This is a genomic window from Hoylesella marshii DSM 16973 = JCM 13450 (assembly GCF_000146675.1).
Taxonomy (GTDB): domain Bacteria; phylum Bacteroidota; class Bacteroidia; order Bacteroidales; family Bacteroidaceae; genus Prevotella; species Prevotella marshii.
Genome location: NZ_GL397214.1, coordinates 123,683 through 144,879 on the forward strand (window position 1 = coordinate 123,683; position 21,197 = coordinate 144,879).

21 protein-coding genes are annotated in these 21,197 nt (G+C 47.4%); 4 read left to right on the plus strand and 17 right to left on the minus strand.

From position 1 onward, the window contains the following. Positions 1-246 precede the first annotated feature (246 nt). From HMPREF0658_RS00525 to tsaB, 8 genes are all read right to left on the minus strand, one after another. Positions 247-1,176, minus strand: coding sequence for a hypothetical protein (locus tag HMPREF0658_RS00525; RefSeq protein WP_006947786.1), 930 nt, complete (start codon positions 1,174-1,176; stop codon positions 247-249). A gap of 38 nt (positions 1,177-1,214) precedes the next feature. After that, the gene (locus tag HMPREF0658_RS00530) at positions 1,215-1,679 is read right to left on the minus strand and encodes a MaoC family dehydratase (RefSeq protein ID WP_006947787.1); all 465 of its coding nucleotides are present in this window, start codon (positions 1,677-1,679) and stop codon (positions 1,215-1,217) included. Positions 1,680-1,734: 55 nt separating this feature from the next. Continuing rightward, on the minus strand, positions 1,735-3,111 hold the full coding sequence (gene rseP, locus HMPREF0658_RS00535; protein WP_006947788.1) for an RIP metalloprotease RseP: 1,377 nt from the start codon (positions 3,109-3,111) through the stop codon (positions 1,735-1,737). Between the two features lie 15 nt (positions 3,112-3,126). Next, positions 3,127-4,290, minus strand: a complete 1,164-nt coding sequence (locus tag HMPREF0658_RS00540; RefSeq protein ID WP_006947789.1) for a 1-deoxy-D-xylulose-5-phosphate reductoisomerase — start codon at positions 4,288-4,290, stop codon at positions 3,127-3,129. 6 nt (positions 4,291-4,296) lie between these two features. Continuing rightward, complete coding sequence (gene rimM, locus HMPREF0658_RS00545; RefSeq protein WP_006947790.1) at positions 4,297-4,821, minus strand: ribosome maturation factor RimM; 525 nt, start codon at positions 4,819-4,821, stop codon at positions 4,297-4,299. Positions 4,822-4,918: 97 nt separating this feature from the next. Continuing rightward, entirely contained in the window at positions 4,919-6,229 is a 1,311-nt protein-coding gene (murA, locus tag HMPREF0658_RS00550) for a UDP-N-acetylglucosamine 1-carboxyvinyltransferase (RefSeq protein ID WP_006947791.1), read from the minus strand. 14 nt (positions 6,230-6,243) lie between these two features. Beyond that, entirely contained in the window at positions 6,244-6,840 is a 597-nt protein-coding gene (locus tag HMPREF0658_RS00555) for a DUF4290 domain-containing protein (RefSeq protein WP_024990926.1), read from the minus strand. A gap of 70 nt (positions 6,841-6,910) precedes the next feature. Further along, positions 6,911-7,603, minus strand: a complete 693-nt coding sequence (gene tsaB, locus HMPREF0658_RS00560; protein WP_006947793.1) for a tRNA (adenosine(37)-N6)-threonylcarbamoyltransferase complex dimerization subunit type 1 TsaB — start codon at positions 7,601-7,603, stop codon at positions 6,911-6,913. Positions 7,604-7,693: 90 nt separating this feature from the next. Between tsaB and HMPREF0658_RS00565 the strand changes: the two genes are divergently transcribed. The 3 genes from HMPREF0658_RS00565 (at position 7,694) to nadD (ending at position 9,786) form a co-directional block, all read left to right on the plus strand. Beyond that, on the plus strand, positions 7,694-8,569 hold the full coding sequence (locus HMPREF0658_RS00565; RefSeq protein ID WP_006947794.1) for a YicC/YloC family endoribonuclease: 876 nt from the start codon (positions 7,694-7,696) through the stop codon (positions 8,567-8,569). Between the two features lie 69 nt (positions 8,570-8,638). Then, entirely contained in the window at positions 8,639-9,211 is a 573-nt protein-coding gene (gene gmk, locus HMPREF0658_RS00570) for a guanylate kinase (protein WP_006947795.1), read from the plus strand. A gap of 2 nt (positions 9,212-9,213) precedes the next feature. Next, positions 9,214-9,786 (plus strand): nicotinate (nicotinamide) nucleotide adenylyltransferase, encoded by a 573-nt coding sequence (nadD, locus tag HMPREF0658_RS00575; RefSeq protein WP_006947796.1) that lies wholly within the window; start codon positions 9,214-9,216, stop codon positions 9,784-9,786. A 125-nt stretch (positions 9,787-9,911) separates the two neighbouring features. Here the strand turns inward: nadD and nrdG are convergent, their stop codons facing one another. Both nrdG and HMPREF0658_RS00585 read right to left on the minus strand, forming a co-directional pair. Then, positions 9,912-10,421 (minus strand): anaerobic ribonucleoside-triphosphate reductase activating protein, encoded by a 510-nt coding sequence (gene nrdG / locus HMPREF0658_RS00580; protein WP_006947797.1) that lies wholly within the window; start codon positions 10,419-10,421, stop codon positions 9,912-9,914. Then, positions 10,418-12,634: an anaerobic ribonucleoside triphosphate reductase gene (locus tag HMPREF0658_RS00585; RefSeq protein WP_024990927.1), complete on the minus strand. Its 2,217-nt coding sequence runs from the start codon at positions 12,632-12,634 to the stop codon at positions 10,418-10,420. The genes nrdG and HMPREF0658_RS00585 overlap by 4 nt, the downstream gene beginning before the upstream one ends. Before the next feature lie 738 nt (positions 12,635-13,372). Here HMPREF0658_RS00585 and HMPREF0658_RS00590 point away from each other — a divergent pair. After that, entirely contained in the window at positions 13,373-13,867 is a 495-nt protein-coding gene (locus HMPREF0658_RS00590) for a pyridoxamine 5'-phosphate oxidase family protein (RefSeq protein WP_006947800.1), read from the plus strand. 44 nt (positions 13,868-13,911) lie between these two features. On the opposite strand, the gene HMPREF0658_RS00595 is transcribed toward HMPREF0658_RS00590, so the two are convergent. The 7 genes from HMPREF0658_RS00595 to HMPREF0658_RS00625 form a co-directional block, all read right to left on the minus strand. Next, positions 13,912-14,664: a polyprenol monophosphomannose synthase gene (locus HMPREF0658_RS00595; protein WP_006947801.1), complete on the minus strand. Its 753-nt coding sequence runs from the start codon at positions 14,662-14,664 to the stop codon at positions 13,912-13,914. 108 nt (positions 14,665-14,772) lie between these two features. Further along, positions 14,773-15,510 (minus strand): lysophospholipid acyltransferase family protein, encoded by a 738-nt coding sequence (locus HMPREF0658_RS00600; protein ID WP_024990928.1) that lies wholly within the window; start codon positions 15,508-15,510, stop codon positions 14,773-14,775. A gap of 9 nt (positions 15,511-15,519) precedes the next feature. After that, positions 15,520-16,689: a metallophosphoesterase gene (locus HMPREF0658_RS00605; RefSeq protein ID WP_006947803.1), complete on the minus strand. Its 1,170-nt coding sequence runs from the start codon at positions 16,687-16,689 to the stop codon at positions 15,520-15,522. A gap of 59 nt (positions 16,690-16,748) precedes the next feature. Further along, the gene (locus HMPREF0658_RS00610) at positions 16,749-18,071 is read right to left on the minus strand and encodes a dihydroorotase (protein ID WP_006947804.1); all 1,323 of its coding nucleotides are present in this window, start codon (positions 18,069-18,071) and stop codon (positions 16,749-16,751) included. Positions 18,072-18,115: 44 nt separating this feature from the next. After that, on the minus strand, positions 18,116-18,928 hold the full coding sequence (locus HMPREF0658_RS00615; RefSeq protein ID WP_006947805.1) for a DUF4369 domain-containing protein: 813 nt from the start codon (positions 18,926-18,928) through the stop codon (positions 18,116-18,118). A gap of 144 nt (positions 18,929-19,072) precedes the next feature. After that, positions 19,073-20,056, minus strand: coding sequence for a lysylphosphatidylglycerol synthase transmembrane domain-containing protein (locus HMPREF0658_RS00620; RefSeq protein WP_006947806.1), 984 nt, complete (start codon positions 20,054-20,056; stop codon positions 19,073-19,075). Between the two features lie 13 nt (positions 20,057-20,069). Next, positions 20,070-21,188 carry a PdxA family dehydrogenase gene (locus HMPREF0658_RS00625; RefSeq protein WP_006947807.1) on the minus strand — a complete coding sequence of 373 codons (1,119 nt, stop codon included), beginning with the start codon at positions 21,186-21,188 and terminating at the stop codon, positions 20,070-20,072. Between the last annotated feature and the right edge of the window lie 9 nt (positions 21,189-21,197).

Here is a 21,197-nt window from a genome sequence, read left to right on the forward strand (position 1 = left end):
CACGCTGAAAAATATTTATCTCTAAGTTGATAATTCGATAATCCTTATATATCGTGACTAAGAGTCCTATTAGGAAGACAGTTGTTATCCTAATATCCTGCAATCGGTCATGAGCCTTTCCCTCGATGAATGCCTAATGGCCGATTAGAGTTAAAGCATGAGGTGGGTGTAGTTGGGCAACACTTGAGTTTTGCCTTGGTTGGGGCGTAATCATCTGATGGTATTCCTCGTATTCCTTTCTTTCCCTTATGATGCGGTCTGCTGTACTCTCCGCTCCTGCTCCTGCACAGTGATGGAACCATAAACATAGAGTAAGGGAAGGTGAATAAGGGCGTAGAGCAATAGAAGCAGGGTAAGGGAAAGCAATGTGGAGAAGCTTATCAGAATATAGGCTGAAGCATGAAGGCCTGACGGGTCGCCAGACCTAAGTATGCCCAAGGCATTGGAAAAGACAGCCAAAAAGGAAAGAATGACAGACAGGAGCGGCAGAATGGCGAGCAGAGCAGTGATTAGCACAGAGAAAAACGTTGTGGCAAAGAGTTTACCTTTGTGGCGAAAAGCTTCGCGATAGCTGTGTGGAAGGATGCGAAACAGGTTGCCGCCATCCATCATGTATATATAGGAGGTGTAGATAAGCGGCAGTGTCCCGATAACAAGAACTGCGAGCAGAAGGAGCAGGCCGGTATAAATGGCTGTCTGCACCGTCCACGGTTGCGAGAGCGGAAGCCACGAGAGAAGCTGCAAAGGGATGGGTAGCCCGGGGGCAATGATGACGAGTGGCAGAAAAAGGAACGGAATGCTACGCAATGCGATACGCACGGTATCGCTCATGGATGTAAGCAACCCTAAGCGCGGTATGCAGCCCTCGCTCTTGAAGTGGCGGAACAAGCAGAACGTCCGCCCCATAAAAAAGGCAAAGGATGCACAGAAGCATAGGTATGCTGCGAGGGCAGACCATTCGGCCATAGGCGAGGGAGTGCCTCCGATATTGCCGATTACAGCAAAGGCATAGGCTGCGAGATAGAGCGTAAGACAAAGGGCTGCCAACAAGGCATAGGGCACGAGACTGAAAAGAAGCGCTCGGCAGTTGTCGGCGGCAAGGGTGAATGCGCTTTTGATACATCCCGCATAGCTGCGCATCTTGAAAAGAGAAGTGTTTTCGTTTTGTATCTTCATTCCCTGATTGCGTTTATGTGGTACAAATATACGGCTTACTAAATGAAGTAATAGAGGAAAGAGGCGATGCCTTCGAGTGCAGGTTTTCGCTGTCCTTCTATCTCTATTTTAAAACTGATTTCAGCCTTGCAGATGCCCCTCAGATTGTTGATGTTGTGGAGTTTGGTGACCAATCTCACGCGACTTCCTGTGGTTACGGGCTGTCCGAAGCGCATCTTGTCCATGCCGTAGTTGACGAGCATCTTGATATTGTTTACCTCGATGATTTGTTCCCACAAGTAAGGGAGCAGGGAGAGGGTGAGGTAGCCGTGGGCGATAGTGCTTTTATAAGGACTTTCACGCTTAGCCCGCGCCTCATCGACGTGTATCCATTGATGGTCGAGAGTTGCATCGGCAAAGAGATTGATACGGTCTTGGTCGATCTGCAACCATTCTGATTCGCCCAATGTCTGTCCGAGGTGGGCGGCAAATTCGTCGTAAGAATTGATGATAAGTTTTCCCATTTTGTTTATTGTTTTCAGTGAAATGTCGGATAAAGAATGTGTCGGCAATGGTCTGTCAGATATATCCTAACCAGCGTAAGATGTCGTTCAGATTGGCCACTACCATGAGTAGTAGCAGCAGAGAGATTCCGATGTACTCGGCTTTCACCATGAAGTTCTCGCTTGGCTTTCGTCGGGTAATCATCTCATAAAGCAGGAAGAGCACGTGGCCGCCGTCGAGTGCCGGTATGGGGAGTATGTTCATGAAAGCGAGTATGATGCTCAAGAAAGCTGTCATGCGCCAGAATATCATCCAATCCCATACGGGGGGAAACATGCTTCCAATAGCTCCAAAACCTCCGAGCGACTTGGCACCGTCCGAAGAGAAGAGGTATTTCATGTCGCCCACGTAGCCTTTGAGGGTATGCACACCGTAGGCTATGCCGGCGGGGAAGCTCTCGAAGAAGCCGTAGGATACGTGTACAGGTTCGTAATACGTGTACAGAGTGGTCTGTTTTACACCTAATTGCAGTTCCGGAGTAAGTATGGTACGCACGGTATCTATGCTGTTGTCGGCACGATGCTTGTAAACCACTGTTACGGTGCGCAGTTTCAGGCTGTCGGAACGGTTCTGTACTGCGGTCATAGCATCGGAGAGTCGTCCTATCTCGTCGGTAAACGCGCTCCACGAGTTCACGTTCTTTCCATTAATGGCCAAGAGACGGTCGCCTTTTCGCAAGCCTATTTTCTCGGCAGGACTACCGTGGAAAACGCTGTCCACTTCTGCTGGAATGAGTGGACGCACAAAGGGAGGCACATGCTTAATCATATCCAGCAGATTGATATCTCCCGAAAGCGGGATGGAAAGCGATTTCCCGTTTCTGACAACGTCTACTCTGCGTGCCTCGGAGATGTCTCTGAAAAGGTCGGCATTGAAGTCTTTGAAAGTCTTTTTGTCTGTCCCGATCAACACATCGCCATCGCGGAACCCCATTGTTTTTGCCTCTTCATTGAATGTCATGCCCATTTTCATGTCGGCAACGCGCACATAGGAGTCTCCCCAATAGAAGAGTACCATGGAATAGATGAATAAGGCAAGGAGGAAATTTACAACCACGCCACCCAACATAATCAGGAGACGTTGCCATGCGGGCTTGCTTCTGAACTCCCAAGGTTGTACCGGTTGTTTCATCTGCTCGGTGTCCATAGATTCGTCTATCATGCCCGAAATTTTGCAATAGCCGCCAAATGGCAGCCAACCGAGGCCGTAGCGTGTATCGCTGTTTTTAGGTTTGAACTCGAAAAGGTGGAACCAAGGGTCGAAAAAGAGATAGAATTTCTCTACGCGAACCTTGAAAAGACGTGCGAAAAAGAAGTGTCCGCCCTCGTGGAGCAGCACAAGTAAGGAGATTGCCAGCATGAATTGCAGCAGTCTGATGAAAAATACTTCCATATAATAGTTCTTGTTTTAATGCGATGAATAGGTGATAAGTTCTGCTGCAATCTTGCGTGCTTCGGCATCGGAAGCAGTGTAGCTTTCGTAAGAAGGGCAGTCTATGAAAGTTGTCCGCTGCATGGTCTGCTCGATGATGTCGGCCATTTGCAGGAACGAACAGCGGCCTTGCCGAAATGCTTCGTTTGCAATCTCATTAGCAGCATTGACGATACAGGGCATGTTCCCTCCCTTTCTGACCGACTCAAAAGCAAGGTTGAGACAGCGAAATTTCTCCATGTCGGGTTCAAAAAACTCCAACGGCTGTTTGAAAAGGTCGAGGCGAGGAGAAGAAAGCGGAAGTCTGTCGGGGTAGGAAAACGCATACTGAATGGGCAGACGCATGTCGGGAATGCCTAATTGCGCCTTGACAGACCCGTCGGAAAACTGCACGGCACTATGAACGATAGACTGCGGATGCACCAGCACTTGTATTTTATCCACTTCAACGCCGAATAGCCACTTGGCTTCAATGACCTCGAAGCCCTTGTTCATCATCGTAGCGCTGTCTATGGTTATCTTTGCACCCATATCCCATGTGGGATGTTTCAGTGCGTCGGCAGCTGTTACATCCCTCAATTGTCCGGATGTGAATGTGCGAAAGGGACCTCCGCTGGCAGTGAGCAATATCTTTTCTATCTTGTTTCCGGCTTCTCCTACGAGGCATTGAAAGATGGCTGAGTGTTCGCTGTCTACCGGAAGAATGGGCGAACGGTATTCTTGTGCGAGCCGACAGATTAGTTCGCCGGCCACGACGAGTGTCTCTTTGTTAGCCAAACAAATCTTTTTATGGGCTTCGATGGCCTTGATGGTGGGTGAAAGGCCTGCAAATCCGACCATAGCGGTCAGCACCATGTCGATGGGAGCTGCCTGCACGATGTCATCAATCGCCGTTTTGCCGGCATAGACCTTGATGTCGGGACAGTCGGAGAGTAGCTCTTTCAGCGCGGTATAATGGTTTTCGTTGGCTATCACCACAGCGGCAGGTCGAAACTTGCGGGCTTGTGCGGCGAGTTCATTTACCTTGTTGTTGGCCGTTAGGCAGTAAACTTCGTATCTGTCTGCATGTTGTGCAATGACATCGAGTGCCTGCGTACCTATCGAACCTGTGGAGCCAAGTATGCAAATTTGTTGTTTCATTGTTTTCTAATCTATGTCCAGTAATCCTTCCGGTAAGCAAATGCGTATCTGTCGGTTGCGGGCATCTATTTTGTCTATTAATTCTTCGGAGGCAGGAATCAGACGTTCGTGTCCCTCTTCAGTACCGACGATGAAGAGCGTGTTGAGTGTAGCGGCATCGACCGACAGGAGTTTACCAATCAGACGACCGGTAGTCGTATCAATGAGAGTGAACCCTATCAATTCTGCCCATGTCATATTGTTTTCAGAATGGTCTGATTTCTCGCGGGAAAAGTAGACATCGCAGCCGGTCAATTCTTTGGCTTTGTCTTGTGTATCAATGTCTTGAAACTTTATGAGAGCTGTTTCGTTGTTGCGGAATCTGTATTCTTCCATGAAGAAAGGTACAAGAATACCGTCTATATCAAGAATGAGGAAGTCGGCATCTACGCGGTCGAACACGTCGTCGGTAAAGGTAAAGGATACTTCGCCCTTCACTCCGTGGGGTTTACCGAGTACTCCTATTTTATAAACGGTTTCTTTTTTTATCATTGAATTCTTGCTTGGGAGGGTGTAAGAAAGCTGTTGCAAAGTGTGTATCGGCAGCAAACAAAGCAGTTATTGCACTTCTTACGTACTTTGCGGGAAGTCAGTTCTTTACCCGTTGGATATATGCTCCGAGTTGATTTAACCGGTTTTCTATGTCTTCGTAACCACGGTCTATCTGGGCGATGTTGTCGATGCGGCTCGTCCCATTTGCACTCATGGCAGCAATCAGCAAAGCGATTCCGGCACGAATATCGGGACTTGTCATGCGACCGGCTCTGAGTTTGAGTTTATGGTTGTGCCCTACAACGACAGCGCGGTGGGGGTCGCAGAGGATAATCTGTGCACCCATATCTATGAGTTTATCAACAAAGAATAGACGGCTTTCAAACATTTTCTGATGGAAAAGGACGCTTCCGCATGCTTGTGTGGCAACAACCAGCAGCACGGAAAGCAAATCGGGGGTTAATCCAGGCCAAGGAGCATCGCTTAGAGTCATGATAGAACCGTCCATAAAAGATTCTATCTCATAGTGATTCTGTTGCGGAATAAAGAGGGAATCGTCGTCTTCTTGTATCTGAACGCCTAATTTTCGGAATGAATCGGGTATGATGCCAAGTTCAGAAGATGATATGCCTTGTATGCGAACGCCGTCTCCGACCATGGCGGCCATGCCTATGAACGAGCCAATCTCTATCATATCGGGCAACGTACAGTGGGTTGTTCCATGAAGGCGGGTCACTCCTTCGATGGTAAGAAGATTGGAGGCAATGCCACTGATGCGTGCTCCCATGCGGTTGAGCATGTGGCATAATTGCTGGATATACGGTTCACAGGCAGCATTATAAATAGTGGTAGTACCTTTGGCAAGTACCGATGCCATGATGATATTGGCCGTTCCTGTGACCGATGCCTCGTCAAGCAACATATAACTGCCATGGAGCGAATCGGCATAAACTTCATATATGCCTCTCGTTTCTATGTAACCGAATTTTGCTCCCAACTTATTGAAACCCAGAAAGTGGGTGTCTAACCGTCGTCGACCTATTTTATCGCCTCCGGGTGGAGAAACAGTAGCTTTGTGGAAACGGCCTAATAAAGGGCCAATCAACAAAACACTTCCACGAAGAGAGGCGCATTTCTTCACGAATTCGGGACTTTCCAAGAAATCGAGATTCAAGTCGTTGGCTTGGAAAATGTATTCATTTTTCGCCGTTTTCCTGATTTTTACCCCGATATCCGACATGAGTTTAATGAGGTTGTTGATATCGAGAATGTCGGGGATATTGGTGATTTTCACTTCTTCTTCTGTGAGAAGAGTTGCCGCAATGACCTGAAGCGCCTCATTTTTTGCCCCCTGCGGTGTAATTGTTCCGCAAAGTCGATGTCCTCCTTCGATGATGAATGACTCCATAAACGGGTGAGATACTATTTCTTTTTACGTTTCTTTTCTTGTAGATCTTTGACCGAAATACGCTCAAATTGGAACGTATCGAGGTCTAACTGAATGATTCCGTCGGTGAAGCGGGCTAAATCGGAAGCCACTTTCTCATCGTCATTAGAGCCATGGCTCCATTGCATTAAGCTACGTTTCATCTGATTAGCCGTGATACGAACCAACTCATCGCGCTCTTCTCCGGGCTCCATCGTCTTGAGTTTGTTGAAGATTTCAAACATCATCCTACCGTAATGGCGCACGGGTATGTCTGCATCGGGATAAGCGATAGGTTCGGGTTTTTCTGATATAGCTTGTGCATGAGACACATCACACGGATAATCTATGTCTAATTGGAAGTGGCTCATGATGGCCAGATGGTCCCAAAATTTTTGTTTATAGTCTGCTATATCGCGGTGTTGCGAGAACATGCGTGCCATAATACCAACAATCGTTTCTGCGCAACGCTGGCGTTCTTCTTTGTCGGGAAGGGTCATGGCATAATTTACCATGCGCTGTATACCCCGTCCGTATTCGGGTAATACGAGTCTTTCTCTTTGGGTGTTATAATCTAATCCTTTGATATCCATATTCAATGAGTTTCTTTTTGAGGGTTGGGAGGAAAGGGTAAAGGGCTGGATGTTGGCCGTCTGTCTCGACCTACAGTAGTTTTTTCGGTTTGATAGCGACAAAATCTTTCAAATAAAAGGGAACAAAATAAGCCACATCTTCAAATACTTCTTCGGCGAAACGTCGTTCGGCAAGGGGTTGCATATATTTGGCCAAAGGTTCGATGCCTTCTATCAGCACGGCATTGGGATGGGCAATAGCCTCCATACACTTAGCTGCGCCATTGCCGAAGAAATAAACTTTTCCCTTATCCAGAAAGGTTTTGTACGTGTTAGCATCCACAATGTCTGCTTGTATCTCCCTCTTCGGCTTTAAAGCACGGTCATATAAGCCGGCATAAACTTCCATCCGACGGGCATCCAGCATCGGACAAAGCAGGGCATTGTCCTCTTTTATTTCTTCGCGAAGCAGCACCGGAACGGACAAAAGTTCAAGTGTGGGCACGGCAATGAGCTTTACTGAGCGGCCGTAGCAGATACCTTTTGCCATGGAAACACCGATACGAAGACCGGTATAAGAACCTGGTCCGCAACTGACAGCCACTGCTTTTAACGGAATGGCATGATTGTCGATGAAGGAAAGTGCCTCGTCTACAAATACGCCGAGCTTCTCTGCATGATTTGGGCCGCTGTGGTCTTCTTCGTTGAATATAACTTCGCCTCCGTCGCTCACGGCAACCGAACATACGTTCGTGCTGGTTTCGATGTGTAAGATACAAGACATGGCTGAAATATTATTCTTAAATTAAAGTGCAAATTTACGCTTTTTCCCAGCAAAATGTGTACTTTTGCAGAAATTTAACGCGTAGAGACTATGATATATTCCATGACCGGATATGGCAAGACGGTTGTTGTTTACAAGGACAAAAAAATATGTGTGGAAATCAAATCGCTAAACAGCAAATCCATGGACCTTTCTTCCCGAATCGCTCCGCTCTATCGGGAGAAAGAGATGGAAATGCGGCAGATGATTGCCAAAGCTTTGTTACGAGGTAAAATAGATTTCTCTATCTGGATAGAACGAGAAGCCGGTGTGGATGCAACTCCTATTAATGCAACTCTTGTGGAAAACTATTACAAGCAGTTGAAAGATATATCCTGTAAGACGGGTATCCCCGAACCGGCAGATTGGTTTTCTGTTCTCATGCGCATGCCCGATATTCTTGCCAAGGTCGAAGTTGAGGTTTTGGACGACGATGAGTGGGCGTTGGTGCAAACAGCAGTTAGTGAGGCCATTGAGCAACTTGTGGAGTTTCGCCGTCAGGAAGGAGCAGCTCTACAGAGAAAATTTACAGAGAAAATAGACAATATTGCTCGCCTGTTGAGCGAAATAGAACCTTATGAGAAAGCTCGCATAGAGAAAATTAAGGCAAGGATTATTGATAGCCTGCAAGCCATTCCCGAAGCAGAATATGATAAGAACCGACTCGAACAGGAACTCATTTATTATATTGAGAAACTTGATATCAGTGAAGAAAAGCAACGCTTGTCCAATCATTTGAAATACTTCCGCGAAACGATGAACGACCTTCAGGGACAAGGTAAGAAACTCGGCTTCATTGCGCAGGAAATGGGTAGGGAAATCAACACCACAGGCAGCAAAAGCAATCAAGCAGAGATGCAGAAAATCGTGGTAAAGATGAAAGATGAACTCGAACAAATCAAGGAACAAGTGTTGAATGTATTGTAAATCGCAAGAAAGCGGCTGCTCTCGCGGCAGCGTGACGTACCATGAAGAACACCAGAAACCCTTAAGACAATGAACTCGAAAGTGATTATTTTCTCCGCACCCAGCGGCAGTGGAAAGAGTACCATCATACGTGAGTTGATGAAGCACGAAGATCTTCATCTTGCGTTTTCCGTGTCGTGTACCAGTCGTCCGCCAAGGGGGACGGAGCAAAATGGTGTGGAATATTTCTTCCTTTCTCCTGATGCGTTTCGTCAGCGCATAGCCGATGGCGATTTCCTCGAATACGAAGAGGTGTATAAAGACCGTTTCTACGGTACGCTGAAGGCGCAAGTGGAGCATCAACTGCAAAGCGGGAAGAACGTGGTCTTCGACGTAGATGTCAAGGGCGGATGTCGTATCAAAGAGCATTATGGTCATTGCGCCCTTAGCATCTTTATTCAACCGCCGTCGATAGATGCACTTCGCAATCGGTTAAAAAACCGTCATACTGACACCGATGCCGTGATAGCCGACCGCATTGCCAGAGCGGAATACGAGCTGTCGTTTGCCACGTGTTTCGACTGCGTTGTCATTAACGATGATTTAGAGACGGCCGTGGCAGAAACATGGCATGCTGTAAACGACTTTATACGTAACGATTGAACATGCTGACAGGTATCTACGGAGGCACCTTCAACCCCCTTCACAATGGTCATCTGCAAGTGGCGCGCCGTCTGCTCAATAAAGAACAGATGGGCGAAATATGGTTTGTGGTCTCACCGCTGAATCCTTTTAAGCAAGGCAAAACACTCTTGTCCGACGAACAACGTCTTGAAATGGTACGTGCGGCCTTAAAGGATGAACCGCGAATGCTGGCTAGCGATTATGAGTTCCACTTGCCCAAACCATCTTATACTTGGCAGACAATGAAAGCATTGGCTGCCGATTATCCGGACAGAGAGTTCGTTCTCATCATTGGAGCCGATAATTGGAACAGTTTTGACCAATGGTTTGCCCACGAAGAGATACTGTCCCACCATCGTATCATTGTTTATCCCCGACGTCATTGCCCTGTCGATACGGCCTTATTGCCCGCGGGCGTTACATTGCTCGATATGCCACTCATCGATATGAGTAGCACCGACATACGTCAAAAGCTCGCTGACCGTCTGCCCGTTCATGAGTTGGTACCCGATGCAGTAGCCACTCTTATTAATCGCAATGGCTATTATCGATAGTGGTTATGCTGTATGATAATGCTCTGATAGACTGTTTTCCTAAGCCAATCGTTGTTTATCATCCTATTTTGAGTATTCAGACGGCTTTCAAGTAGTTGGAAAACTGTTTTGGGAACTTCCTCATATTATATGATATCCCGTTGAGGATCATTATTCAATAGGATACCTTTCCCTGCTTTCAACGATTTCTTAACGTCTAAAATCCGTTGGTTACTGCTTCCCCTAAAAGGTAAATCTGCATCTTTCCGTGCCTCAATAAAGGGGCCGTCTACCAACACGTCGATATAATTCAGCAACGCACGTTGTTTCGGATGGTTGAGCAATTGCTCAAATACAAATCCGCTGTAACACCATATCGTCTTTCCCGTTTCATGCTTAATAGCTCGTGCAAGTGCCAAGAAACCCTCCGGTTGGAACATCGGGTCACCCCCTGTAAAAGTAACATTGGCGAAAGGGTCAGAGACGATCTCTTTCATGATCTCTTCCGTCTCTAACATCCTACCATGCCGAATATCCCACGATTGCGGATTATGACACCCCGGGCATTTATTCGGGCAGCCCGCACAGTAAATCGAAGTGCGGAACCCCGGGCCATCCACCATTGTGTCATGCACAATGTCGAGTATGCTTATCATTTCTTATCAATATGTGTCACACGATCGTTCAATTCAGCTAATTTCCCTTGGTTCCAACGGTCGGTTGTTCCAACAAGATACCCCGTAATGCGCTGCAACCTATCAATATGTTGGCTCCCACACTTCGGACAGCATTCCATTTCAGCTTCGGCATTCTCATAACCACAGTCCATGCAGCGGTTACGGTTATGATTCACACTGCCATAGCCCATATTATACTTATCCATCATATCCACTACACCGGATATGACATCTGGATTATGCGTTGCATCACCATCAATTTCTACATAGAAGATGTGTCCACCGCGCGTCAAATCATGATAAGGAGCCTCTATCTGCGCTTTATGCAGTGCAGAACACTTATAATATACAGGCACATGGTTTGAATTCGTATAATAATCGCGGTCGGTAATTCCATCGATTACACCAAAACGCTTACGGTCAAACTTTGTGAAACGCCCCGAGAGCCCCTCAGCCGGCGTAGCCAACAAACTGTAATTATGCTGATAACGCTCTGAGAAATCATTCACACGGTCACGCATATACGTTATAATCTTCAAGCCCAAGGCTTGTGCTTCTTCGCTTTCTCCGTGATGCTTGCCCACCAATGCTTTCAAACATTCGGCCAATCCAATAAAGCCAATACCCAACGTACCTTGATTAAGCACGCTTTCTATCGTGTCAGTAGGCTGAAGTTTGTCGCAGTCAATCCAAAGTTTCGTCATCAACAACGGGAATTGCTTGGCAAACGCAGTCTTTTGGAACTGGAAACGGTCGTCTAATTGCTTGGCTGTCACCTCTAAAATATGGTCGAGCTTTGCAAAGAAAGCATTGATACGCTCCTCCTTACCGGCTATTTCCATGCACTCGATGGCCAACTTGACGATGTTGATTGTCGTAAAACTCAAGTTACCACGAGCCACACTCGTCTTCGGACCGAATCGGTTCTCAAACACGCGCGTACGACATCCCATCGTAGCCACCTCCCACAGATAACGTTCCGGTTCGTCGGCTTTCCAATTGCTGTTTTGATTGAACGTGGCATCGAGATTAAGGAAGTTCGGGAAGAATCTACGGGCTGTCACCTTGCAAGCCAATTGATAAAGATCATAGTTCCTATCTTCACGAAGATAGTTTACACCCCGCTTTTTCTTCCAAATCTGAATAGGGAATATAGCGGTTTCTCCATTACCAACTCCCTCGTAAGTGGATTTCAACAACTCGCGTATGATGCAGCGTCCCTCGGCAGAAGTATCCGTTCCATAATTTATCGACGAGAAAACAACCTGATTTCCACCTCTGCTGTGAATCGTATTCATATTGTGGATAAAGGCTTCCATGGCCTGATGCACCCGGTTCACCGTCTTGTTCACAGCATGTTGGCGCAGACGTTCATCGCCTTCCAAGCCATCAAGTTCCTTCAATACATAGTCTTCCAGCTCTTGATGATACAAAGCCGAGAGGTCACGGCCCGTCAATTTCTCCAGATTTTTCAGTTCCTCGATGTAAGAACTGCGCACATAAGGAGCCAAATAGAAGTCGAAAGCCGGTATGGCCTGCCCACCATGCATCTCGTTTTGGCAGGTTTCCAACGAAATACAAGCCAAAACTGCTGCCGTTTCTATGCGCTTAGCAGGTCGTGAAGAGCCATGACCAGCCACGAAACCATACTCTAATATGTGGTCTAAAGGGTGCTGAACGCAAGTCAGACTCTTTGTCGGATAATAATCTTTGTCATGGATATGGATATAATTATGGGTCACCGCCTCACGCACTTCTTCTGACAACAGGTAGTCATCTACAAACGGCTTCGTCGTTTCCGAAGCGAATTTCATCATCATTCCCGCCGGCGTATCGGCATTCATGTTGGCATTTTCGCGCGTCACATCATTGTTCTTGATGTTCACTATCTCCATAAACACGTCGCGCGTCTTGGCCTTTCGGGCAATGCTCCGCTGGTTTCTGTAAGCGATATACTTTTGTGCTACGTCCTTACGTGCACTCTTCATCAGCTCCATTTCCACCGAATCCTGAATCTTTTCCACGGTCATTTGGCTCTTTCCGTGAATACTAATATGGTCCGTTATCTTTTGTACCAAGGCATCATCTTCACCTTTATCGGTATGCATCATGGCCTTACGAATGGCTGCCATGATTTTTTGCTCGTTAAAACCAACGATTCGTCCGTCTCGCTTTACTACTGTTTGTATCATTTTGTTGTCTGTCTTTTTGGATTTGAATTGCACTTACAAAGATAGCGGTTAATTACATAACTTTGTTCTTTTGTGATAACTTTTTGCAAGTTAATAAATATTAATCATATAATAATCAGTATGTTACAAAATGTTTTCGGAAACTTTTTCTATATAAGACTCGATGTAGTTGTCTGAAAAGGTAAACTTGTAAGATGTTAAGTCGTAAACATTCTATGGGAATATGCCTTCCTAAAACAAATCAGATGATTCAGACAAGTCTGTCTTTTTGCCCATATGTTTGATGTGAGTTCGTAATGAAACCCCAATCAGACATGAGACAGTTTATCTACTGATTGGGGTTAGAACCATGCAATCGTATGTGAGGAATCTGAAAAGATACCATTTGTCGTGAGAAAGGTTATCGACCTTTCTTTGTACAAACGGCATCTGTGCCACGTACAGATACCGACTTATCAATCATCATTTTTACTTGGATATGATGTCATATTTATCAGAACATCAGCTACGATGTGTGCCGAGGCTGTTTTTTGATTATTTTTCGGATACTTTTTCAAGAAGTTTGATGCTTGCTTGTGCAGAAAATATTATATTTGCCATGGTAAACAGACGTGTCGGTACTCATGACCAAGGTACACTTTTTCATGATGACAAAACGGTCGGAGGGATGATGAGGCAGACAGGTAACCATTGGTGAGGCGACAGGTCTGCTCTTTTGATATTCTAAAATCTGAAAAGATGAAATATATAAATGAAACGGTGCGCCGCAGAGACCGCCTGATGGACGAGGCGCGTGCACGAGAGTTGCTTGAAAGTCGTGAATATGGTGTACTTTCCATGGTAACGCCCGAGGGCGATCCTTACGGAATACCCGTGAATATGATATGGGACGGGCGAGAATCGCTCTACATCCATTGTGCGCCTGTGGGTAGGAAGTTAGACGCTTTGGCCGTAAATCCAAAAGTGTCGGTCTGCTTCGTGGGACATACGAAACCCTTGCCTGTGAAGTTTACCACCGAGTATGAAAGCGTGGTGGTGAGCGGAACGGCTCATTTCCATCTCACAGATGAGGAGAAGATGGACGCATTGCATCGGCTTGTAGATAAGTATTCACCCGATTTCAAAGCGTTGGGCGACAAGTATGCGCACAAGTCCTTTCATCGTGTGGAAGTCATCCGTATAGATATTGAAACGTTTTCGGGTAAGTGCAAGCACGTGCCTACTGCCGATTGATAGGGGAAAAGAGGGCGGTTGGATGAGGGTGTTCGGAATCTGCATCAGTCTTTCGGTAATTGTGGGTATTTTTTGAACCATCCGTCCCAACGCAGACGCATCACGCCGAAGAATGCTTCGCCGAAAATTCCGCCACTCATCTTACTTGTGCCCTCGCGCCGATTGACAAAGACAACGGGTACCTCCTTGATTCGAGAACCGATTTTATAGGCTGTGTACTTCATCTCTATCTGGAAACCATAGCCTTTGAAACGGATAGCATCGAGGGGAATGGCCTCCAACACGCGGCGACGGTAACACTTAAAGCCTGCTGTGGTATCTCTTACATGGAAGCCCGTCACCCATCTTACGTACATGGAAGCAAAGTAACTCATCAGTACGCGCCCCATAGGCCAGTTCACAACGTTTACTCCACTCACGTACCGAGACCCGATGGCCACGTCGAATCCTTCTTCATGACAGGCATGGTAGAGCCGTGGCAAGTCGGAGGGGTCGTGGCTGAAATCGGCATCCATCTCGAATACATAGGCATAATCATGTGCTAAAGCCCATTTAAAACCCGTGATATAAGCCGTCCCGAGTCCCAACTTTCCCTCACGTTCGAGCAGAAAGAGCCTGTCTGAAAGCCCGTCGTCCATGAGATGTCGCACGATATCGGCTGTACCGTCGGGGCTTCCGTCATCGATAATCAGGATATGGAAGCACTTCTCCAAGGCAAAGACTGCCCGTATAATCTTTTCAATGTTCTCTTTCTCGTTGTATGTGGGTATGATAACGATACTGTCACTTTTTGTCATTGTATTTGTTTTTTTATGTATTTGCAAGGGTAAATATATATTGAAGTATTTGTTTTAGAATATCGCTGTTCAGTCTTTTGTGGTTAGGGGTGACCTCTTTATTAGGAATTATTTGTCGTTTGTTTCGTCGAGGTCGCTCATCACAGAATAGTAACTGTCACGTAGTGTGGTGGCTATGTTGTCTGCACCTTTCCCCACAGGATAGATAGGTTGATGGATGGTGAGACTGAGCGGATGCCATGACACCCATCCACAATCTCGCATACGGGGCATGACATGAAACGACCCATTGATAGTGATGGGTACAACGGGCAACTGCAGCTCGTCGGCTAACATGAATGCACCCCGTTTAAATTCGCCCATCTTTCCGGTAAAGGTTCGTGCTCCTTCGGGGAAAACGACTAACGACATACCGTTTTGCAGCGTCTTGCGTGCCTTATCGTAAGTGGCTTTTATCTTGCTTGGTCCGCTCTTGTCTACAAAGATATGGTGTGCTGCTACGCAAGCAGCCCCTACAAAGGGTATCTTTTTCAGACTGCGTTTCATCATCCATTTGAAGTTCCGACCCAAGAAACCATATATCAGAAATATATCGAAAGCCCCCTGATGGTTGGCCACGAAGACGTAGCTTTGGCCTTTCTCTATGTGCTCGCGCCCCTTTACCGTTACCGGCAATAGTAAGGTACGTATGACGAGACGCCCCCAGCAATGTCCCGGATAGTAACCCCACAGGTGTCCGTTGCCCAATGTACATCCTGTCACTGTGATGATTGCAGTAAGGATGGTGCCGACAAACAGAATGGGCAAGGCCACACACAATTGGTAAAGTCTGTACAGATATTTCATGATCATGTGTTATTTCTGTCTATGCAACGTGATGACGACGATTTCTCCCGGCATTCCGAATCGGAATGGAATGACACCTCCTAAACCGACAGTGACGTAGATCCGACTGTCGCCGATGCGATAGAGCCCCTCGCTTTCCTTGTATTGAAGCATCACGGGCGACCACCCGAACAGTTTGAATTGTCCTCCGTGTGTGTGTCCCGACAGGGTAAGCGGTACAGCAGTATGGGGCAGGATATGGCGTTCCCATGCAGAAGGGTCGTGTTGTAGCAACACGGTGAATGCTCCTTGCGGTATTCCTCTCATCGTCTTATCCATGTCTCCTTTGGCGGGGAAGCGACCCGTACCGTCGTTTTCCTCGCCGGCAATGAATATCGAGTCGCGGCCTCTGTGTATGCATCGGTGTTCGTTTAGTAGTAAATTCCAGCCACAGCTACGTTCCATTTGTATCAGTTTCCGCTCATTGTATGCTTTCACGCTGGGTGGAGCATCCATATAGCCGGAGTAATCATGGTTTCCCAACACAGAATAGACATCATCTGGTGCACGGAGTGAAGAGAGCAGCTGCAAATGTGGGGCGAGTTCTGCCGGTTGAATGTTCTGCAAGTCTCCCGTAAAGACTATGATATCGGCATGCTGGGCTCGGATACTGTCAATGGCTTTTTCCAAGATATGCTGTCGACTACCGGTGTACGTGCCTACGTGAGCATCGGAGAAGTGTACGATACGATACCCTTCGAAACTTGGCGGCAACTGCTTATAGTATAGGTTTACATGCCTGACCTCTATCTTCTCAAAACCTATTAACGAACCATATAAAACAATATATATGGTAGCAGCGACGAGTATCCATCCCATATAGATACCGTAATTCCGACAGCCTTTAGTGCATCCTTTAAGGGCGTAACCGACGAGCGAGCATAGAGCAAAAAGAATTTTAGGTACAACCAAGATACCTAATAATAGTAGATAGGTATAGAGCCATGTAACGTTGTTGGGGATAAAATGATGCGATAAAGCCAATGCTATGGTATAAGCCATCATCAGCGTGCCCGGTAACCACCATGACAGAGACAAAACAGATTTGCCTGCCGTGTGGCGACGGATATACTGTCTGTATAAATAGAAGTCAGACAGGAATATACCTAATATGATGGGGAAGACTATTCTTGCTATCATTGTTTGTCGTTTATCTTATTTTCTTTGTTGCTCTCATCTGCATTTTGCGACTTTTCCTCTTATCGGAAAAGAACCTCTTCTCCCTTGCTGTTCTCATCGAAAACTCCCTTGTGATAGACCAGATTTCCGTTACAGAACGTAGATTCTACCTGCCATTGGAAGGTGTGTCCTGTGAGCGGACTCCATCGGCAGCGGCTTTGAATGATGTCTTCTTGTACTGTCCACGGTGTATGAGGGCGCACGATGACAAGGTCGGCTTTGTATCCTTTACGGATAAAACCCCGCTCCCGAACCTCGAACAAGCGCGACGGAGCATGTGACATCAGCTCAACCATGCGCTTGAGGGTGAGAACTCCTTCGTCTACAAGTCCTAACATAGCCACCAGCGAAAACTGTATCATAGGCATGCCGGAGGCTGCTTTGAGGCATCCACCCTGTTTTTCTTCGATACGATGGGGGGCATGGTCGGTACCTATCACGGTGATACAACCGTCTGATAAGGCACGTCGTAGGGCATCGCGATCGTGGGTTTCCTTGATGGCAGGGTTACATTTGATAAGTGCTCCCTTGGTCTTATAATCGTCTTGCGTGAATAGGAGATGGGCAACAACGGCCTCAGCAGTGATATGGGGGTCGGTTCCGAAAAATTCAAGTTCGCGTTCGGTAGTAAGATGGGCTACATGAAGACGTGCATCAAACCGTTTTGCCAACATTACAGCGAGGGAGGTAGAACGGTAGCAAGCCTCTTTAGAGCGTATCTCGGGGTGATGGATGATAGCTGGATCTTCCCCATATTTTGCCTGTGCTGCCCGTGTGTTGGCACTGATGAGCGCCGCATCTTCGCAATGGGTCATGATAAGCATGGGGGCTGTAGCAAATACTTGTTCTAATACTTGTCCACTGTCTACGAGCATGTTGCCTGTCGAAGAGCCCATGAATAGCTTAATGCCAGGGGTACGATGCACGTCGAGTTCACCAAAAAGATGGGTGTTGGTGTTAGTCGCTCCAAAGAAAAAACTGTAGTTGATGTGACTTTTCCGACGGGCGATGGCATGTTTCTCGTTCAGAGCCTCAAGCGTGGTGGTCTGCGGAATGGTGTTCGGCATCTCGAAGAAAGTGGTTACTCCGCCATAGGCTGCAGCTCGGCTCTCGCTCTCGATATCGGCTTTCTGCGTAAGCCCTGGTTCTCTGAAGTGCACATGATCGTCTATGACACCGGGTAAGACGAAACATCCCGTAGCATCTACGCGCTTGTCGTAAGTGCCACGGGGCGGAATGGGGTCGTTTATTATTTCGGAAATATACTTATTTTCTATAACTAGCGAACCGCGGAAAGTACAGCCCTCATTGACGATAGTTGCATTATATATGAGTGTCTTCATCGGCTGATGTCGTTTAAATGCCCGTTTCTGCTCGCAGCCGGTTGTCAGTCGCTATCCGCCTGTCCTTGTCTGCCCGCCTGTGAGGGCTGTGCAAGTTCGTTTGGGGTGGGAGGTGCAGTCGGTTGCGATGGCAACATCTGTGCATCCGACTCCGTAGGATTTTCCAGGCCGTTCATGATGTTTTGGTTGCGCTGAGCTGCTTCTATATATTCTTTGACGTAGGGGTCACGTTTGAAAGTGTCGGTAGCCTTGCTCATGATGTCTTCTATCCAAGGTGTCAGTTCGGGGAATCGGAAGCCGGAGGTGACCATCATGAATACACCCGGCCCCAATACGTTGTCGAAATTCTCCGTGATGAATGAGGTAACAAGTCGGTCTTCCTGTATGGCTATCTGCTGTGCTTCCTGTTCCAATTTGCTGTTTATGTCGTCCAAATCATCGCCATTCATAATGGCGCGGCTTTGTTTGTGGCTCAACTCGTTTACCTGACTTTCGAGTCTGTTATAGCTATCGAGAAATTTTGACAGCTTATCATTGAGTGGTGTACCTATGCACGAACGGTGAGTATCATCAATTTTGATATTGATACAGCCCCTTTCCAATACCACGGGCAATACGCTTTCGTTGTCCATATATAGGCCAGCCATGCGCACTGAGTCTAAGGTGCCCGAGAAAGAAAACTGCCCGTGAACCACGTCGCATGAATCAATGTTCTTCAATTCACCGTCCTTAATCACCTTCAGATATAGTTTTCTACCATCCAGATTAGATACATTGGAAGAACCCTTGATGTCGTAAGAATCGGCACAAGAGCATAATAGTGCGACAAAGAGGAACGCTGATAGCAGTTTGTTCATATAGCTGTCTTTCTTGTTCGAGGTAGACAAAAATACAATCTATTATTGAAGTGGGGAACTTTTTTTATCCTATTTAAAAGATGAACACTGTGTTTTATAGTTTTTTCAGCATTATTGGAAAAGACAGAAAACAACAGTTTGTCTTCATTTCCGATGAAATTTAATCAGCAGAAGACCGAGGGCTGTCCATAGCAACTCGCGCAGGCGAACGATGAGTGCCACGAAGTTTCCCGAACTTACTGCCAATCCTAACCCGTTGACCGACATAAGGAAGCCGCCCTCACGTCCACCTAATTGCAGGGGCATAAAGAAAAGAAGGTTGGCAAAAAGTGAGGTGAAGGCAAGGATGAGAATGCACTGTACGAAGTCGCCGCTTGGAGGCATGACGAGCAGAATAAAATAGATTTCCAAGGCAGAGACCACACGCTCACCCAATTCAAGTAATACGGCAGAGACGAAGGTGACGGGATTCTGCCGATGAAGGGCAGCTATTTGGGTGTCGATGGTATCGAGCTGCTCCTTGTGCTGTTCCACAAACCGGTGGGCACGTCGGCGCAGGAAGGGTATCCGACACAGGATGTAGAGCAAGCGGTTGGCTAATCCCTTTCGATAGCCCGCCATGAAAAACCAGAGACCTGCTATGCAGAAAACGGTAACGGCGGCGAGGAGCATGAGCATGAATGTATTGAGAGGTTGCGTAAGCACGTAGAGCACCGCGGATAGTAGCCAAAACCAAAAGTGACTGAAGATATGCGTCATGGCATGAAGGATAACCGAAGAGGTGGAGCGGGTCGTACCTATCTTAGGTGAAAGCTCCATGATACGGTAAGGCTCGCCGCCCATGAGACCACCCGGGGTGGCATAGTTGAGGGAAAAACCAGAGACCGTGACCTTGTAAAGCCATAGGAAAGAGAATGGAAGTGGCTCTTTGTGGCCGGAGCGAATGATGATATACCATGCCAATGTACTGAAGACGTAGAGCACTGCCCACAATGCCACCACGGCTAAAAGCCAGTAACCGGCGTGGCAGATATCGCGCCATACTTCGGCAAAAGGCAGGTTGGCCACCATCATGATGAGCACGGTGATGCCGAAGAGGAAGAAGAAGTTCTGGTATTTCTTGCTCATTCACGTGGGCGGATTAGGCTTTGTCAGCTGCCTTCTCACCCTTGGAACGGGATACGGCAAAGCGTACTTTCTCGCTATCATCACGTTTTTCGCGATACAGTTTCTTCAGCGGATGCGCCAAAGGTGCATCATAGTTTTCACGATGACGGTAGATATCGATGGCTAAATAGATGGCCTGACGCAGCAGGTTCTCATTGGCATGTCCTTTACCGACCTGTTCGTAGCTCACACCGATGGCGGGAGCGGTATGAACGAGGGGTAGTCCGGCAGTGACGTGTGTGCAACCCTCGTAGCAAAAGGCCTTGATGGGTGTCGTACCTTGGTCGTTATACATGGAGAGGATGCCGTCGAAATGGGTGTAGGCATCGCCGTCGAAGAAGGTCTCGGAGGCAAATGGCCCGAAAGCATATATGCCATTTTCGGCGAGTTCGGCTATAGCAGGTGCAATGATTTCCTGCTCTTCGAGACCTGCCTGTCCGCCGTTGCCCGTGTCGGGATTGAGCGCCAGCACGGCAATGCGTGGGGTGTCGATGTGGAAGTCACGGCGTAGGGTGGAGGAAAGGACGGTAGCGCGTTCTATAAGCGTTTCCTTTGTCAGGGCGGAAGGCACGTCTTTGATGGGGAGATGCCCTGTGACCGATGCCACACGCATTGCTCCGTCTACGAGCATTTCCAAGGCTTTGTGTCCTCCGCCGATACACTTTTCTATATAGTTGCCTTGACTTTTGAATCTCATGCCTTCACTTTGTATGTCCGACAGATTCATGGGCAAGGTCACGAGTACGTCGAACAGGTCATCGCGATAATCGAGTATGGCTCTGTCGAGGGCTGTCATTGCTGCGTGTGCGGCTTCGGGGGTAGACTGTCCCAAATCTACTTTCACGTCGTTTTCTACGGCAGTCAGCATGTTAAGCCGTCCCTCTCCGGCGTCCGACGCATGGGTGATGGTAGCGAAGTTACATGGCAGGTTGAATGCGTTATGGTGGTAAGCAGCCACCTTGGGCGACCCATAGATGATGGGGGTGCATAGGTCTGTCAGCCCTGCCTCGGCAAAGGTTTTAAAAATCAGTTCGTAGCCTATTCCATTTGTGTCGCCATGCGTAATAGCGACGCGTATCTTTCTATTTTCCATTGTTTCGTA